At 64.7% G+C, this 14,890-nt stretch carries 16 protein-coding genes; all 16 read left to right on the plus strand.

All coding sequences use genetic code 11. From position 1 onward, the window contains the following. Positions 1–21: 21 nt before the first annotated feature. The 16 genes from pafA (at position 22) to lgt (ending at position 14,887) form a co-directional block, all read left to right on the plus strand. Complete coding sequence (gene pafA / locus AOP77_RS10960; protein ID WP_062213605.1) at positions 22–1,446, plus strand: Pup--protein ligase; 1,425 nt, start codon at positions 22–24, stop codon at positions 1,444–1,446. A gap of 26 nt (positions 1,447–1,472) precedes the next feature. Beyond that, the gene (locus AOP77_RS10965) at positions 1,473–2,387 is read left to right on the plus strand and encodes an FKBP-type peptidyl-prolyl cis-trans isomerase (protein ID WP_062213607.1); all 915 of its coding nucleotides are present in this window, start codon (positions 1,473–1,475) and stop codon (positions 2,385–2,387) included. Then, positions 2,387–3,157, plus strand: a complete 771-nt coding sequence (gene hisF, locus AOP77_RS10970) for an imidazole glycerol phosphate synthase subunit HisF (RefSeq protein ID WP_062213609.1) — start codon at positions 2,387–2,389, stop codon at positions 3,155–3,157. The genes AOP77_RS10965 and hisF overlap by 1 nt, the downstream gene beginning before the upstream one ends. Further along, on the plus strand, positions 3,154–5,031 hold the full coding sequence (locus tag AOP77_RS10975) for an ABC transporter ATP-binding protein (protein WP_062213611.1): 1,878 nt from the start codon (positions 3,154–3,156) through the stop codon (positions 5,029–5,031). Before hisF ends, AOP77_RS10975 begins: the two co-directional genes overlap by 4 nt. After that, a complete protein-coding gene (locus AOP77_RS10980) occupies positions 5,028–6,869 on the plus strand; it encodes an ABC transporter ATP-binding protein (RefSeq protein WP_062213613.1) in 1,842 nt (613 codons plus the stop codon). Before AOP77_RS10975 ends, AOP77_RS10980 begins: the two co-directional genes overlap by 4 nt. A gap of 29 nt (positions 6,870–6,898) precedes the next feature. Then, entirely contained in the window at positions 6,899–7,258 is a 360-nt protein-coding gene (hisI, locus tag AOP77_RS10985; RefSeq protein WP_062213615.1) for a phosphoribosyl-AMP cyclohydrolase, read from the plus strand. Continuing rightward, complete coding sequence (locus tag AOP77_RS10990; RefSeq protein WP_062213617.1) at positions 7,255–8,811, plus strand: anthranilate synthase component I; 1,557 nt, start codon at positions 7,255–7,257, stop codon at positions 8,809–8,811. The genes hisI and AOP77_RS10990 overlap by 4 nt, the downstream gene beginning before the upstream one ends. A gap of 35 nt (positions 8,812–8,846) precedes the next feature. Further along, entirely contained in the window at positions 8,847–9,083 is a 237-nt protein-coding gene (locus AOP77_RS10995; protein WP_062213619.1) for an HGxxPAAW family protein, read from the plus strand. A 49-nt stretch (positions 9,084–9,132) separates the two neighbouring features. Beyond that, positions 9,133–9,453 (plus strand): DUF4190 domain-containing protein, encoded by a 321-nt coding sequence (locus AOP77_RS11000; protein ID WP_062213621.1) that lies wholly within the window; start codon positions 9,133–9,135, stop codon positions 9,451–9,453. A gap of 111 nt (positions 9,454–9,564) precedes the next feature. Continuing rightward, a complete protein-coding gene (locus AOP77_RS12580; RefSeq protein ID WP_269078428.1) occupies positions 9,565–9,906 on the plus strand; it encodes a DUF2752 domain-containing protein in 342 nt (113 codons plus the stop codon). Between the two features lie 147 nt (positions 9,907–10,053). Beyond that, positions 10,054–10,410, plus strand: coding sequence for a CD225/dispanin family protein (locus AOP77_RS11010; protein WP_236685827.1), 357 nt, complete (start codon positions 10,054–10,056; stop codon positions 10,408–10,410). An 8-nt stretch (positions 10,411–10,418) separates the two neighbouring features. Further along, on the plus strand, positions 10,419–10,844 hold the full coding sequence (locus tag AOP77_RS11015) for a DUF2752 domain-containing protein (protein WP_084622569.1): 426 nt from the start codon (positions 10,419–10,421) through the stop codon (positions 10,842–10,844). An 83-nt stretch (positions 10,845–10,927) separates the two neighbouring features. Further along, positions 10,928–11,737, plus strand: coding sequence for an indole-3-glycerol phosphate synthase TrpC (trpC, locus tag AOP77_RS11020; RefSeq protein ID WP_061966034.1), 810 nt, complete (start codon positions 10,928–10,930; stop codon positions 11,735–11,737). Further along, a complete protein-coding gene (gene trpB / locus AOP77_RS11025; protein WP_062213627.1) occupies positions 11,734–12,990 on the plus strand; it encodes a tryptophan synthase subunit beta in 1,257 nt (418 codons plus the stop codon). Before trpC ends, trpB begins: the two co-directional genes overlap by 4 nt. Continuing rightward, positions 12,987–13,787: a tryptophan synthase subunit alpha gene (gene trpA, locus AOP77_RS11030; protein WP_062213629.1), complete on the plus strand. Its 801-nt coding sequence runs from the start codon at positions 12,987–12,989 to the stop codon at positions 13,785–13,787. Before trpB ends, trpA begins: the two co-directional genes overlap by 4 nt. Beyond that, positions 13,787–14,887, plus strand: a complete 1,101-nt coding sequence (gene lgt, locus AOP77_RS11035) for a prolipoprotein diacylglyceryl transferase (protein WP_062213631.1) — start codon at positions 13,787–13,789, stop codon at positions 14,885–14,887. Before trpA ends, lgt begins: the two co-directional genes overlap by 1 nt. Positions 14,888–14,890 lie beyond the last annotated feature (3 nt).

Consider the following 14,890-nt stretch of genomic DNA (forward strand, 5'->3'; position numbering starts at 1 on the left):
CCGCCGGGCTCCGCCTCGGCCATGATCTCCACGGATATCCCCGCGCCCCTAGACGTCGACCCCGCCCGCCGCATCTTTGGGCTCGAGACCGAATTCGGTCTGCACCTCGACTCCGCAACGTCTCGCTCCGTCACGCCCGAGGAGGTTGCTGGTCACCTCTTCCACTCCGTGGTGCAGTGGGGCCGCTCCTCTAACGTGTTCCTGCCCAATGCCTCACGGCTGTACATCGACGTGGGCGCGCACCCCGAGTACGCGACCGCCGAATGCGACTCGTTGACTGACCTGATCGCGGCCGACAAGGCCGGCGAACGGATCGTGCACAACCTGATTGCAGGGGGCGAGGAGCGGTTGCGAGCGGCGGGCATCGACGGCACCATTCACCTGTACAAGAACAACGTGGACTCGGCCGGCAATAGCTACGGCTGCCACGAGAACTACTTGGTGCGTCGCCGCTCGGACTTCAGGGCCTTCGCCTCGAATCTGCTGCCGTTCCTCATCTCTCGTCAGATCGTGACGGGAGCCGGTTGCATCACCCGCACGCCCCAAGGCGCCCACTTCTCATTCTCCCCGCGCGCGGATCACATGTGGGAGGGGATGAGTTCGGCGACCACGCGCTCGCGGCCCATGATCAACACCCGGGACGAACCACACGCCAACGCCGAGTTGTACCGACGCATGCACATCATCGTGGGTGACTCTACGATGGCGGAGCCCACCGCGCTGTTAAAGGTAGGCGCCACCGACTTGGTCCTGCGCATCATGGAGGCCCGTGCGGAATTCCCGCAGCTGGCATTGGCGCATGAGATGCAGGCGATTCGCGACATCGCACACGACCTCACCGGTCAGGCGACTGTTGAGCTGACCGACGGGCGCATGCTCACCGCGGTTCAGTTGCAACAAACCTACCTCGACGCGGTGCGCGCTCACGTGGGCGGGATCATCGCCCCCACCGCGGAGGTGGAGTCCATCCTGGACCTGTGGCAACGGGGGATCGACGCGGTGCGAACGCAGGATTTCACGCTGGTAGAGACCGAACTGGACTGGGCCATCAAGTACCGGGTGGTGAAGCGCTACCAGCGCAAGCTCGAGTGCGAACTCGACGATCCACGCCTCGCGCGCCTCGAGATGGCGTTCCACGACATCTCTCCGCAGCGCGGCCTGTTTTACCGGTTGCAGAGCCAGGGTCTGGTGCGGCGCATCATCACAGACGAGCAAATCGACCTTGCGGTCACGAACGCCCCCGCGACAACTCGTGCCCGCCTGCGAGGGCTCTTCGTTTCCGCGGCGCTCGCCGCCGGACGTGACTTCACCGTGGACTGGGTACACCTCAAGATCACTGGTAGCGACGGCCGCACTGTGCTCCTCAAGGATCCGTTCAGGAACGAGGACGAGCGCGTAGACGTTCTGTTGGGGATGCTTGGTGCGCCCGCAGCGCCAGTAGAATAAACGCTTACCCCCCGGAAAGGACGCGCATGCGCCGCCTCGTTGCCTTGACCCTTGCCGCCGCACTGGCGCTGGCAGGGTGCTCGTCGGCTTCCTCTGAGGATCCGTCGGCCACGGCATCGGCTACGGGACAGATCGAAGCGATCGCCATTGGCTCGTCGGACTCACTCGCGCCCACACTGGACTTTGTCCCTGGACTCACGTACCCCAAGCCCGAATACCGGGTCGAGTGGGAGGGCGATGGGGAACCATTGCAAGAGGGGCAGCCGTTGCTGCTGGACATCTACGGCGAGTCGCTCCAGGACCACACACAGCTCATCAATACGTATGACGGACTACCGCGATCATTCCTGCTCGCGCCCGAGGTGGTGGGAGACGACCTGTATGACGTCCTCAAGACCGTCAACGTGGGTGCGCGCATTCTTCAAGTCTCGCCCGCGGGTGCTGACGATGAGGGGAAGCCGCCCGTGGCGATCGTGGTGGATGTTCTGCCTATCCGGGCCCAGGGCACCACGAGCGCCGTCGACCCCAACATGCCCGAGGTCACGCTGAGCGCTACCGGTGAGCCGACCATCTCCATTCCCGACACCGACCCGCCGGGCGACGTGACGTCGGCGGTGTTGATTCAGGGCACTGGGCCGCAGATCACCTCCGGTTCCTTCGTTACCGTCAACTACGTTGGCGTGCACTGGGACAAGGGTAGTAACGCCGAGGAATCCTGGGAGGCGGGGGACATCTTCGAGTCCTCGTGGCCATCGGAAAACGCCCCGTTCGAGACCCAAATCGGGGTGGGCCAGGTCATCGCGGGCTGGGATCAGTCGCTGATTGACGTCGAGGCCGGATCCCAGGTGGAGATCGTGGTGCCGCCCGAGGCAGGCTATCCGGACATGGGTACCCTTGTCTTTGTTGTTGACGTGCTCGATGTGTGGAATCCGGGGATCTAATGGCTGTATCAATTCGCATCATTCCCTGCCTCGACGTCGATGCCGGTCGCGTGGTCAAGGGCGTGAACTTCGAGAACCTTCGCGACGCGGGCGACCCCGTCGAGCTCGCTGCGACCTATGGTGCGACCGGGGCCGACGAACTCACGTTTCTTGACGTCACCGCATCGTCTGGCTCTCGCGAAACCACGTACGACGTGGTGCGCCGTACCGCTGAGCAGGTCTTTGTCCCGCTGACGGTAGGCGGCGGAGTGCGCAGCCCCGACGATGTTGACACGTTGCTTCGTGCCGGCGCGGACAAGGTGGGCGTCAACACTGCCGCCATCGCGCGCCCGGAACTCATCAGCGAGATTGCACAGCGCTTCGGTAGCCAGGTACTAGTCCTGTCTGTCGACGCGCGCCGAGTTCAAGGCGACACCCGTACCGAGTCTGGGTACGAGGTCACCACCCATGGAGGGCGAGTAGGCACCGGAATCGATTCCGTCGAATGGGCGGAGCGTGTCGCGAAGCTGGGCGCGGGAGAGATTCTGCTGAACTCGATGGATGCCGATGGCACTCACGACGGCTTCGACCTGCAGATGATCAGGGACGTGCGGGATGTGGTGTCCGTGCCACTGATCGCGTCCGGCGGCGCCGGGCGTCCTGAGGACTTTGTCGACGCCGTTCGCGCGGGAGCCGACGCCGTGCTCGCCGCGAGCGTGTTTCACTTTGGCCAGTTCACGATCGCCGACGTCAAGGAACACATGCGCGGCGCCGGAATTGAGGTGCGGTGACCCGCGCCGCCGGGGACGCCGCCAAGGATTACGACCTTCACGGCTCGTTTACCCGTCGCGCGCTCGGACTGCTCAAGCACGCCATCAAGACCGAGCCCTGGCGCTTTGGCATCGCCGTGGCAGCTGCCGCGGCCTTCAGCCTCCTCACCGTACTTTTTGGCACCCTGCTGGGTCAGATCACGGACGAGGTGGTGATTCCGGGAATCGCCGGTGACCCCATCGAGGGTTCGTGGGGTGAGTTCTCGCAGGACCCCAAGGTGGCCATCATGCTCGCCGGTGGCGCGTTCCTCGCGATCGGCATTGTCAACGCGGTCCTGGTGGGCGTTCGTCGCGCAGTTCAGGGGGGAGCGGTTGCTGGGGTGGGCGCGCGTCACCGTAGGGTGATCGCCGATGCTTTGGCGGCCTTGCCACTTGGCTGGCACCGGGCGAACCCCTCGGGTCGCTTGCTGTCCGCGATGTCGTCGGACTCCGAGACGGCGACGGATACGCTGCACCCCTTCGCTTTTACCCTTGGCTCGTTCGTGATGATGTTTGCCGCCGGGTACTCGATGTGGATCATGGATCCGTGGCTTGCGCTCACCGGGCTGGCCGTGGTCCCGGTGATCTTCCTGATCAATGTCGCGTATGAGCGGATTATTACGCCGCGGTGGGATAAGGGTCAGAGCCTGCGCTCAGAGGTATCGACCATTGCGCACGAGAGCTTCGAGGGCGGAACCGTGGTCAAGGCGTTGGGCGCCGAGGACATCGAGGCGAGGCGCTTCGCGGCCGCGGCGAATGCATTGCGCGACGCCGACACCCGCGTGGGCAAGACCTCCGCGTGGTTCGAGCCGATGATGGACGTCGTGGTGCCGTTGGGTTCTGTCGCGCTCATGATCGTGGGCGCCTACCGTGCCGAGGCCGGCGCCGTCAGCGTGGGCAACGTTGTCTCCGCGATTTACCTGGTGACGCTGCTCGCCGTCCCGATTCGTGGTCTGGGCTGGCTGCTGGGCCAGATGCCCCAGGCACTCGTCGCTTTCCGCCGCGTAGGCGAGATCGCGAAGGCGGCCACCGAGGTTGACGAGCCGGGTACAGTGACCGTCGCAACCGTGGGCGCGGGACGCATGGTCTTCGATGGCACGGACATCGGCGCCGACGATGGCGATGGCAACCTCGCGGTGATCCTGCGAGACGTGTCGCTCACCCTCGAGCCGGGCACTATCACCGCATTGGTCGGTGCGACCGGCTCCGGAAAGAGCACCGTTGCCCTCGCCGCCACGCGCCTCGCGCGACCCACTGAGGGAGAGATCCGCCTAGACGACACGGACCTGTCGACTATTGCTGCGCTGGGCGACCATGTCGCGCTGGTACCGCAGTCGGCGTTCGTGTTCTCAGGCTCGGTCCGCGAGAACGTGACGCTGGGAGAGGCCTTCTCTGACAGTCAGGTATGGGAGGCGCTGCGCCAGGCGAACGTGATTGATGTGGTCGAGAAGCTGGCGCGCGAGGGCGTGGAGCCTCTCGACGCCGTGCTTGCCGAGCGCGGCATGAACCTTTCTGGCGGGCAGCGACAACGACTCGCCCTCGCCCGCGCCTTGGTGCGTAAGCCCCGTGTCCTGGTGCTCGACGACGCGACATCGGCCGTAGACCCGCGCGTTGAACAGCAGATTCTGCGCGGGCTAGGCGCGGACGGTCGCGGTCCCACGGTGCTGATCATCGCTTACCGTCTCGCATCCATCCTGCTCGCCGACCACGTGGTGCACGTCGAGGCAGGCAGGGTCGTAGATTCAGGCTCACATGCTGAGTTGATTGAGCGCGACGGCGGGTATCGATCACTAGTGCTCGCGTACGAGGAAGACTCGCAGCGTCAGGCCGCTCAGGACCGGGGGTACGTCGGATGACCCATTCGCCGCAGGCAGAGGTGCCCAAGACCCCTAAGACGTCCACGCAGCGCAAGCCCAAGATCGCCAAGGCGCCCAGCCTGGCCACCACCTTCAAGAAGGGGCTGTCCGTCAGCCCCGAGTTCCGCGTGGGACTCGGCGTGACACTAGCGCTTGCCACGATCGCCGCGATGGGCCGCGCCGCCGTGCCCTTCTTGATGCAACGCATCACGGACGAGGGGCTACTTGCCGAGGACGGGGTGGACACCACGTTGGTGGTTCGCTACGCCCTTGCCGGTGCAGTGGTGCTGATCATCGGTTCCATCCTCGCCTGGCGAGTGCGGACCCGCATGGTGACAGCCGCCGAGGCGGGTCTGGCGACCTTGCGGGTGCGCGCCTTCAAGAAGGTCCACGAACTCTCCGTACTGACTCAGAACGAGGAACAGCGCGGCCGCTACGTGTCGCGAGTGACCGGCGACGTCGAGACTATGCGTGACCTGATGCAGTGGACCGGCGCGGCGATGATCATCGCCGCGCTCGAGTCCGTCGTGGTCTTCTGCGTGATGGTTGCTTACTCATGGCAGTTGTCACTGGTGGTTCTGCTCGCCTTCACCCCGATGGCGCTGTCGCTGCTGTGGATCCAGCCACGCGTTCGACAGGCCTTCCAGTGGGTACGCGAGCAGATGGGGGACTTACTTGGCCGCACCTCGGAGCAGATCGTTGGCGTGTCCACCATTCGCTCCTACGGCGCCCAGCAGCGCATGCGCGATCAACTGCATGGTGAGATCGACTCGATTCTGCGCTCCGAGCGACGTGCCTCGCGGGTTGCCGCCTTCACCTTCTCCTCAACCGTGCTCGGCCAGTCGCTCGCGACCGGGCTCGCGCTCATCGTGGGAACCGGGCTTGGCTTGCGCGGCGACCTCAGCGTCGGCACCGTGGTGGCGTACGCGTTCCTCGTCTATATGTTCTCCGGCCCACTTATGTGGATCATTGAGATGCTCGCTGAAATGCAGCGCGCGATGGTGGGCTGGCGCCGCGTGCTCGAACTGGTCGACGCCGAAGTGACGGTGGCCGACCCCGGCGCCGAGGGCACCAACATCCCGCACGGTCACGGCGAGTTGGACATCGCTGGGGTGCGGCTGACGTACCCAGGGGGTCCGGAGGTCCTCAAGGGCGTCGACCTGAATGTCCCGGCAGGTAAGCGCATCGCGCTGGTCGGCCAGACTGGCTCGGGCAAAACGTCCCTGGCCCGGCTCATGTCACGGTTCTTCGACCCCACCGAGGGCGTGATCCGTGTGGGCGGCGTGGACGTGCGCGACGTTCCAATGGACTCGCTGCGACGCTCGGTAGCCGTTGTGCCTCAGGAAGGCTTCCTGTTTGACGGCACGATTCGCTCCAACCTCGCCTATGCACGGCCCGATGCCACGGCTGAGGACCTAGAGCTGCGCGCCTTGGCGGCATTCGAGTCCCTGGGTTTGGAGGCCTGGCTTGCGACACTTCCCCTGGGCATCGACACGCCAGTGGGGCCTCGCGGCGAATTGATGTCAGCGGGGGAGAGACAATTCATCTCCATTGCCCGCGCGTACCTGCGCGACCCGGACCTGCTCATTCTCGACGAGGCCACCTCCGCGGTCGACCCGGCCACCGAGGTGCGCATCTCGCGTGCCCTCGAGGGTCTGATGCGCGGACGCACCGCGGTTGTCATCGCGCACCGGCTGTCGACGGCCGAGCGCGCCGACATTGTGGGCGTCATGGAGCACGGCGAACTCGTCGAGGTGGGCCCACACCGGGACCTCGTTAACGCCGGCGGCATCTACGCGGAGCTCTACGCCGCGTGGGTCTCACAGACGCGTGACTGATTGAGTCCGGGACGTGGAAAGATAAGCGCATGCCCTTGGATCCCAGCATCGCATCACGCCTCAAGCGCGACCCCGCCGGACTCGTCTGCGCCGTAGTGCAGCAGCACGACACCGGCGAGGTCCTCATGGTTGCCTGGATGAACGACGAGGCGCTCGCGGAAACGCTCACCACCGGCCGCGCTGTGTACTGGAGTCGCTCACGTCAGGAACTGTGGCGCAAGGGCGACACGTCCGGCAACTCGCAGTGGGTCAAGTCCGCCGAGCTCGACTGTGACGGCGATGCGATCTTGCTCAAGGTCGACCAGCACGGACCCGCGTGTCACACGGGCACTCGCACCTGCTTCGAGGCCGGCGGCGATCTTGGTGCCGTTGTGGGAGCCAAGTCATGACCGACGCACCCGGACCAGTGTCACTCGACTGGGGTCAGACCTGGCCCACGCTTGCTGAGTTCGTTGAGCTCGGGGCAACGCACCGTGTCGTTCCAGTGGCGCGCCGCATCCTCGCCGATGGCTTAACGCCGGTTGCGGTGTACCGCGCACTCGCTCAGGCACGCCCCGGTACCTTCATTCTTGAGTCCGCCGAGCCAGACGGCTCGCGCGGGCGGTTCTCCTTTGTGGGCGTGCGCTCGCGTGCGACTCTCACCATCGACGGAGACGAGGCGCGTTGGACCGGAGATATCCCCGTAGGCCTCGCAGATGGCACTCCTCTGCAGAGCATTCAGCTCGCACTCGACGAACTTAGGTCCGAGGCGATTCCAGGGCTGCCCCCGCTCACGGGCGGGCTCGTGGGGGTGATGGGCTGGGACATCGTCCGGCAGTGGGAGCCCACGCTGCCGCACAATGCGGTCAGCGACCTGGACGTTCCCGACGCGCTGCTGTGCCTCGCGACCGACATTGCGGCGATTGATCACTACGACGGCTCCGTGTGGCTGATCGCCAATGCGGTGAACGCCGACGCGCAGCAGACCGGAATTGACGGTGCCTACGAGGCCGCGATTGGACGCCTGGACGCGATGCAGCGTGACTTGCAAGGCGCGCAGGCGGGGGAGTTGTCGGTCGTGACAACAGAGGATGTTGCACCGGGCATTCATCGCCGTTCTGAGTCGTGGGATTACGAGAAGGCCGTCGAGGCGGCCAAGGATGCCATCCGTGAGGGCGAGGTGTTCCAGGTGGTGCCGTCGCAGCGCTTCGACGTGGAGTGCACTGCGTCGCCGCTCGACGTCTACCGGGTGTTGCGCACCATTAACCCAAGTCCCTACATGTATTACTTCGAGCTCGAGGATGCCCAGGGGCGACAGTTCGCAGTAGTTGGCGCGAGTCCCGAATCTCTCGTCACCGTCCACAACCGTGCAGTCACGACGTTCCCGATCGCCGGCTCCCGCCCACGAGGCACCACACCGGAACAGGACAAGGCGCTTCAGGAGGAATTGCTCGCTGACCCCAAGGAAATCGCTGAGCACGTCATGCTCGTCGACCTTGCGCGCAATGACCTGGTCAAGGTGTGCGAGCCCACCTCGGTGGAGGTCGTCGACTTCATGCAGGTCAACAAGTACAGCCACATCATGCATATCTGCTCGACGGTGGTGGGCAAGCTCGAGCCGCAGTATGGCCCGCTGGATGCGCTGACGGCAACGTTCCCGGCCGGCACCCTGTCCGGAGCGCCCAAACCACGTGCGATCGCACTCATCGACCAGTTCGAGCCAGCGCGGCGCGGATTCTACGGCGGGGCAGCCGGCTACTTCGACTTCGCCGGAAACATGGACCTCGCCATCGCGATCCGCACGGCGCTGATCAAGGACGGCGTCGCGCACGTGCAGGCCGGGGCCGGGGTCGTCGCAGACTCCGTGCCGGAGACCGAAGAGCAGGAGACGCAGCACAAGGCGGCAGCGATGGTGCGCGCCGTCAGCCTTGCCTCCCGACTCAGGCCCGCCGGCCGCCGCTAGACTGTCCCGCAGACAACCTAAGCCAAGGAGTACACATGTCGAGCATTCACCTCGAACCGCAGGACCTACCGGACGTCGCTCCCCATAACCATGGCCGTACCCAGGCCGCTTGGGTGACAAATGGGTCGATCGCCTTTGGCGCGCTATTGATGTGCATCGGCTTCGCGATTTCCAATGCGCCGCTGCTGTGGATTGGCGGCGCTATTGCCGTCATCGGCTCCATTGCAGGTGGGGTTTTGCGCGCGCTCGGCCACGGCCAGTCGCTAGGGTAGTTCCCGTACGCGGCATTCGCGTACATCAGCCCTATCAGAGGAGATAGCGATGACCGCAGTACCCCCACCCCCTCCGCCAAACTCCGGAGTGCCCATGGGCACTCCCGGCGTTAATCCGGGCGAGGAGAAGAACTCACTCGGAATCTGGGCCCTGGTGCTCGGCATCGTGTCACTTGTGTGTTGCGGCCTGCTGGCAGGCATCCCCGCGATCATCCTTGGTAAGAAGTCCAAGGAAGCTCAGGAACAGGGTCTAGCGACCAATGGCAACCTGGGACAGATCGGCTTCATCCTGGGCATCATCGGTGCGGTTCTGGGAACTATCTGGATCACTATCGCTATCTTCGTCAACGTCGCCGCGTTTAACGCCTAGTAGACAACGGTGGCAGCCGTGGATTCACCGCAATTGGCCGCCGCGAGCAGGGTGCTGAAGCACCGGCTCGCGGGGCCGGTTGCGGTGTTTTCCGTGCTGGCGGCAGGCGCGGTGTACACCGCGTTGGCGAACCCCTATAGACAGGGGTTCTTTCCTGACTGCCCAATTCTCGCGGTTTCAGGGCACTGGTGTCCCGGGTGCGGTGGCCTGCGAGCTACACATGAGTTGCTTCGTGGTGATTTTGGTGCCGCGATGAGTATGAATCCGGTGGTCGTCCTGGTGATTATCCCGCTGATCATTGTGGGGATGGCGTGGTGGATGCTGGCGGCGGCGGGCGTTCGCGTGCCGCGGTTCACAATTTCCACGGCGGCTGGGTGGGCTCTACCAGCGTTCCTTGGAGTCTTCTGGGTGCTTCGCAACATCCCGGCGCTCGAGCCCTGGCTCGCGCCTTAGTCCCCGAACCTCTGCACAGAATTCGGCACGCTTCGGCGTGTGTGCCGTGTGGTGTTCGCTACAGTATTGGCACGCGCCCACCGTGTGCCCGTCTCGCACCACTCACGCGACCGAGCACGGCGGGAAACGCCCTACTGAGGAGATGACTTGTCCGCAATTCCGCCACCGCCCAATGGCTCGTATCCGCCGCCCGGCGGTTTTCCCCCAGGCAACGGGGGATACGGAGGATTCGGCGCCATGCAGCCCAACTACGGGACGCCGCCCAATAACTATCTGGTCTGGGCGATCCTCACCACGATCCTGTGCTGCCTGCCTTTCGGAATCGTGTCAATCATTAAGGCTGCTGAGGTCAATTCCAAGTGGGCCGGTGGTGACATCACAGGCGCGTATGCGTCCTCGGCCGCCGCTAAGAAGTGGGCCATCGTGTCAGCAGGCGTCTCTGCAGGCGTCATCGCTATCTACTTCCTCTTTGGGGTCACCATGGGCGTCAACTCTTCGTTCTGATCAGCCTTATGACTCCTACCGTGCATGCGCGCCTTACCCGCGCCGCCCCCTACTGGGGCCCTATAGCTGTGGGTGTCGCGGCGCTATGTGCGGCGACGGTAGTCGCGGCAGTTGATCCCCACGAGGCCGGCCATTACCCCACGTGTCCGTCACTGTTCGTCACCGGGTTTTGGTGTCCCGGGTGTGGGTCACTCCGGGCGCTCCACAATCTTGCTCACGGCGACGTGATGGGCGCGCTCGGAATGAATGTTCTGGTGGTGATCGCCGTTCCGTTCCTGATCTGGCGCTGGGGAAGTTGGCTGGGGGAAACGCTGGGGCGGCCCAGTCAACGGCGCCTCGCGCCCCCGTGGGCCATTTGGTTACTCCTCGCCGGCATCGTGGCATTCACGGTGGGCCGCAACATTCCGGTACTAGGTCCATTGCTCGCGCCCTAAGCAAGGGCCCGGGGAAGCTGCCGTTGGCGGTCATTTGCGCACGCTGGCGCCGGTACGATGGATGCCAGGGGAAGGGTGGATTCATGAACGTTCTTGACAGCATTGTCGCTGGCGTCAAGGAGGACTTAGCGGTTCGCCAAGAGCAGACGTCGATGGAGGCGCTGAAGGCTCGCGCCGCGCGGCTTCCGGGTGCGCTCGACGCACGCCAGATGCTCGCGCAGGAGGCCGTCGCGGTGATTGCGGAGGTGAAGCGGTCGAGCCCATCAAAGGGCGACCTTGCCGACATCACGGATCCCGCGGCACTCGCTACCGAGTACGAGGCGGGTGGCGCCTCAGTGATCTCGGTGCTGACCGAGCAACGTCGTTTTGGCGGCTCGCTTGCGGACCTGGACGATGTGCGTCGCAAGGTCGACATTCCCATTCTTCGCAAGGACTTTGTGGTCACGCCCTACCAGGTGTGGGAGGCACGGGCACATGGTGCCGACGTGGTACTTCTCATCGTGGCTGCGCTCGAGCAGATGGCCCTCGAGAGCCTCATCGAGCGTGTTCACTCGCTCGGCATGTGCGCGCTGGTGGAAGTGCACGATGAGCTCGAGGTCAAGCGCGCCACGGATGCCGGCGCACGTGTGGTCGGTGTCAACGCCCGCAACCTACGCACTCTCGAGGTGGATCGCGACACGTTCGCGCGCGTCGCACCCACTATTCCCGACGGTATCTTGCGCATCGCTGAGTCCGGGATCCGTGACTCTCACGACGTGGTCGAGTACGCGCGCATGGGAGCCGATGCAGTGCTCGTGGGCGAGGCGCTTGTTAAGGACAACAATCCCCGACAGGCGGTCGCGGAGATGGTTGCTGCGGGCTCCCACCCAGCTCTACGAGCGGTGCGCCCGTGACCGAAGGACCGTCGGCAGCGTCGTCGCTGCAGTCGGCGCCGGGACCGTTTTTTGGCGAGTTCGGTGGCCGATTTGTGCCCGAGGCGCTGGTTGCCGCTCTCGACGAACTCACTGACGTCTACGACAAGGCCCGCGTGGACCCGTCTTTCGAGGCGGAGCTCATCCGACTCGCACGTGACTACACGGGCCGACCAAGCATTGTCACGGAAGTGCCACGCTTCGCGAAGCACGCGGGTGGCGCGCGCGTGGTCCTTAAGCGTGAGGACCTTAACCACACGGGCTCACACAAGATTAATAACGTTCTGGGCCAGGCGCTGCTGACTAAGCGCATCGGTAAGACGCGTGTGATTGCGGAGACGGGGGCGGGACAGCACGGTGTCGCCACCGCCACCGCTGCCGCGCTCATGGATCTTGAGTGCGTGATCTACATGGGCGAGGAAGACACCGAGCGTCAGGCGCTTAACGTCGCCCGCATGCGGCTGCTCGGTGCTGAAGTGATTCCGGTCACGACGGGGACGCGTACCCTGCGTGACGCGATCAATGAGGCCTTCCGTGACTGGGTTGCCAACGTCGAGACCACCAATTACGTGTTTGGCACCGCCGCGGGCCCGCACCCGTTCCCCGCCATGGTGCGCGACTTCCAGAGAGTGATTTCCGTTGAGGCACGCGAGCAAATGCTTGCCCTTGGCGGCCTGCCGGATGCGGTGCTCGCGTGCGTGGGAGGCGGCTCGAACGCGATCGGCTCGTTTGACGCGTTCCTCGATGACGCTGGTGTACGCCTGATTGGCTGCGAGGCCGCCGGCGATGGAGTGGACACGGACCGTCACGCAGCGACGCTCACAGGTGGCCGACCTGGCGTGCTGCACGGCTCACGTTCCTATATTTTGCAGGATAAGGAGGGGCAGACGATGCCCTCTCACTCCATCTCGGCGGGACTGGACTACCCGGGTGTGGGACCCGAACACGCCTGGCTCGCGGACATTGGTCGAGCCGAGTATTGGCCCGTGACCGATGCGGAGGCGATGGAGGCCTTCCGCCTGCTGAGCCGTACAGAGGGCATCTTGCCCGCCATCGAGTCCTCGCACGCGCTGGCCGGCGCGATCAAGCTTGGCAAGGAGCTCGGACCCGAGGCCACGATTCTGGTGACGCTGTCCGGCCGCGGAGACAAGGACGTCGAACAGGCGGCTCAATGGTTCGACATGCTCCCGAGTGGTGACGGTTCGGACGCAGCAACTTCAGGAGAGCGCGGGTGAGCGCGCTGACCGACCGCCTGGATGCGTGCCGTGCTGAAGGCCGTGCCGCGCTCGTGGGCTACTTGCCCGTGGGCTACCCCGACGTCGACACGTCTATACGTGCCATGGTCGCCATGGTTGAGGCGGGTGCGGACATCGTTGAGATTGGCCCGCCTTACTCGGACCCAGTGCTCGACGGATCCGTGATTCAGCTCGCCGTGGCACGGGCCCTCGAGGCCGGCGTGCGCATGGCGGACACGTTCAAGGCTGTGCGTGCGGTCGCCGACGCCGGTGCGGTTCCCGTGGTCATGTCCTACTTCAACCCGATGCTCCAGCACGGGCTCGACCAGTTCGCCGCAGATGTAGTTCAGTCTGGTGGAGCCGGGGTCATCACGCCGGATCTCACGCCCGACGCTGGCGAGGACTGGGTCGCTGCCGCGCGAGCTCACGACCTTGACACCATCTTCCTCGTCGCTCCGTCGACGACCCGCGAGCGCATGCATCTCACCGCCCAGGCGTCACGAGGCTTCGTCTACGCGACGCCGCTCATGGGTGTGACCGGTGAACGCGCGGCCGTGGGTGGCGCTGGCGAGCGAGTCGTGAACGAGGCACGCGAGGCGGGCGCGGTAAATGTGTGTGTGGGGGTGGGGGTGTCCACAGGTGAGCACGCGGCGCAAATTGCAAAGTACGCCGATGGTGTGATTGTGGGGACCGCGCTGGTGCGGTGCCTCACCGACAACGAAGACAAAGAAGCCGGTCTGAACGCGCTCCGCCTCAAAGTGGCGGAGCTGGCTGCCGGCGTGAGGGGCAACGCCTGATGCACGCGAGCATTCCTAGTCCGCCTCCGGAGTGGAGTTCTCTCTCGCTCGGACCGCTGACAGTTCATCTGTACGCGATCATGATTCTGATCGGGATCTTCGTCGCGCTTTGGCTCACCACGCGCCGCTGGGTGGAGCGTGGGGGAGACCCCGACGCTGTGGGCTCGATTGCCATCTGGGCGATCCCGTTCGGAATCATCGGCGGCCGCATTTACCACGTGATTTCTTCACCTGCCGCGTACTTTGGCGAGGGTGGAAACCCGTGGAAGGCGTTCGAGATTTGGAACGGCGGCCTGGGCATCTGGGGCGCCGTGGCACTCGGAACGCTGGGTGCGTACATTGGCGCCCGTCGCGCCAACGCGTCGTTTACGGCCTTCCTAGACGCCGCCGCACCCGCTGTACTGATCGCTCAGGCCATCGGCCGCCTTGGCAACTACTTCAATCAGGAACTCTTTGGCGCACCTACCTCGCTGCCGTGGGGACTTGAGATTGACCCCGCATTCCGTCCCGACGGCTACGAGCAGTTCGCGACCTTCCACCCCACGTTCTTGTATGAACTGCTCTGGAACCTGGCTGGCGCTGCGCTGATTATTTACCTCGATAAGAAGTGGGACCTGCGCGGCGGACGCGTGTTCTGGCTGTACGTGGTGGTCTACACCACCGGTCGCCTGTGGATCGAGAACGTGCGCATTGACGAGGCCGTTCACATCGCTGGGCTGCGCGTCAACGTGTGGGTCTCGATCATCGTGTTGCTTGGCGCCCTGATGACATTCGTGATGCTCGGACGTTCTCAATCCAGGCTTACCGAACGCGTGCCGCGTTCTCAATTGGCAGCCCCACGAGGGAACACGCCCGGGGACGATTCCGAGATTTCAACGGCCGATGCTGGGGTTGAGTCCGGAGCGACGGCGAAAACTGACGCGGAGGATGACTTGGCCGACGGTGCTTCGGCTGAGAAGACGCCGGACGTCGCCCCAGGTGACAGCCAGGTTAAGGACGTTGCGGACCCGTTGACGACGGACGCTACGTCTGAGGTTGATGGTGCTGAGGCCGCTCAAGCGGGCACCAACGACGCCGACGGCAAAGAAGAGAAGGCCTGACGG

This window comes from Demequina oxidasica (genome assembly GCF_000975115.1).
GTDB classification, from domain to species: domain Bacteria; phylum Actinomycetota; class Actinomycetes; order Actinomycetales; family Demequinaceae; genus Demequina; species Demequina oxidasica.

Bases quoted from the DNA above. Each gene is read 5' to 3' on its own strand.
- pafA (WP_062213605.1), top strand. From the start codon at position 22: ATGATCTCCACGGATATCCCCGCGCCCCTAGACGTCGACCCCGCCCGC.
- AOP77_RS10965 (WP_062213607.1), top strand. From the start codon at position 1,473: ATGCGCCGCCTCGTTGCCTTGACCCTTGCCGCCGCACTGGCGCTGGCA.
- hisF (WP_062213609.1), top strand. From the start codon at position 2,387: ATGGCTGTATCAATTCGCATCATTCCCTGCCTCGACGTCGATGCCGGT.
- AOP77_RS10980 (WP_062213613.1), top strand. From the start codon at position 5,028: ATGACCCATTCGCCGCAGGCAGAGGTGCCCAAGACCCCTAAGACGTCC.
- hisI (WP_062213615.1), top strand. From the start codon at position 6,899: ATGCCCTTGGATCCCAGCATCGCATCACGCCTCAAGCGCGACCCCGCC.
- AOP77_RS10990 (WP_062213617.1), top strand. From the start codon at position 7,255: ATGACCGACGCACCCGGACCAGTGTCACTCGACTGGGGTCAGACCTGG.
- AOP77_RS10995 (WP_062213619.1), top strand. From the start codon at position 8,847: ATGTCGAGCATTCACCTCGAACCGCAGGACCTACCGGACGTCGCTCCC.
- AOP77_RS11000 (WP_062213621.1), top strand. From the start codon at position 9,133: ATGACCGCAGTACCCCCACCCCCTCCGCCAAACTCCGGAGTGCCCATG.
- AOP77_RS11015 (WP_084622569.1), top strand. From the start codon at position 10,419: ATGACTCCTACCGTGCATGCGCGCCTTACCCGCGCCGCCCCCTACTGG.
- trpC (WP_061966034.1), top strand. From the start codon at position 10,928: ATGAACGTTCTTGACAGCATTGTCGCTGGCGTCAAGGAGGACTTAGCG.
- lgt (WP_062213631.1), top strand. From the start codon at position 13,787: ATGCACGCGAGCATTCCTAGTCCGCCTCCGGAGTGGAGTTCTCTCTCG.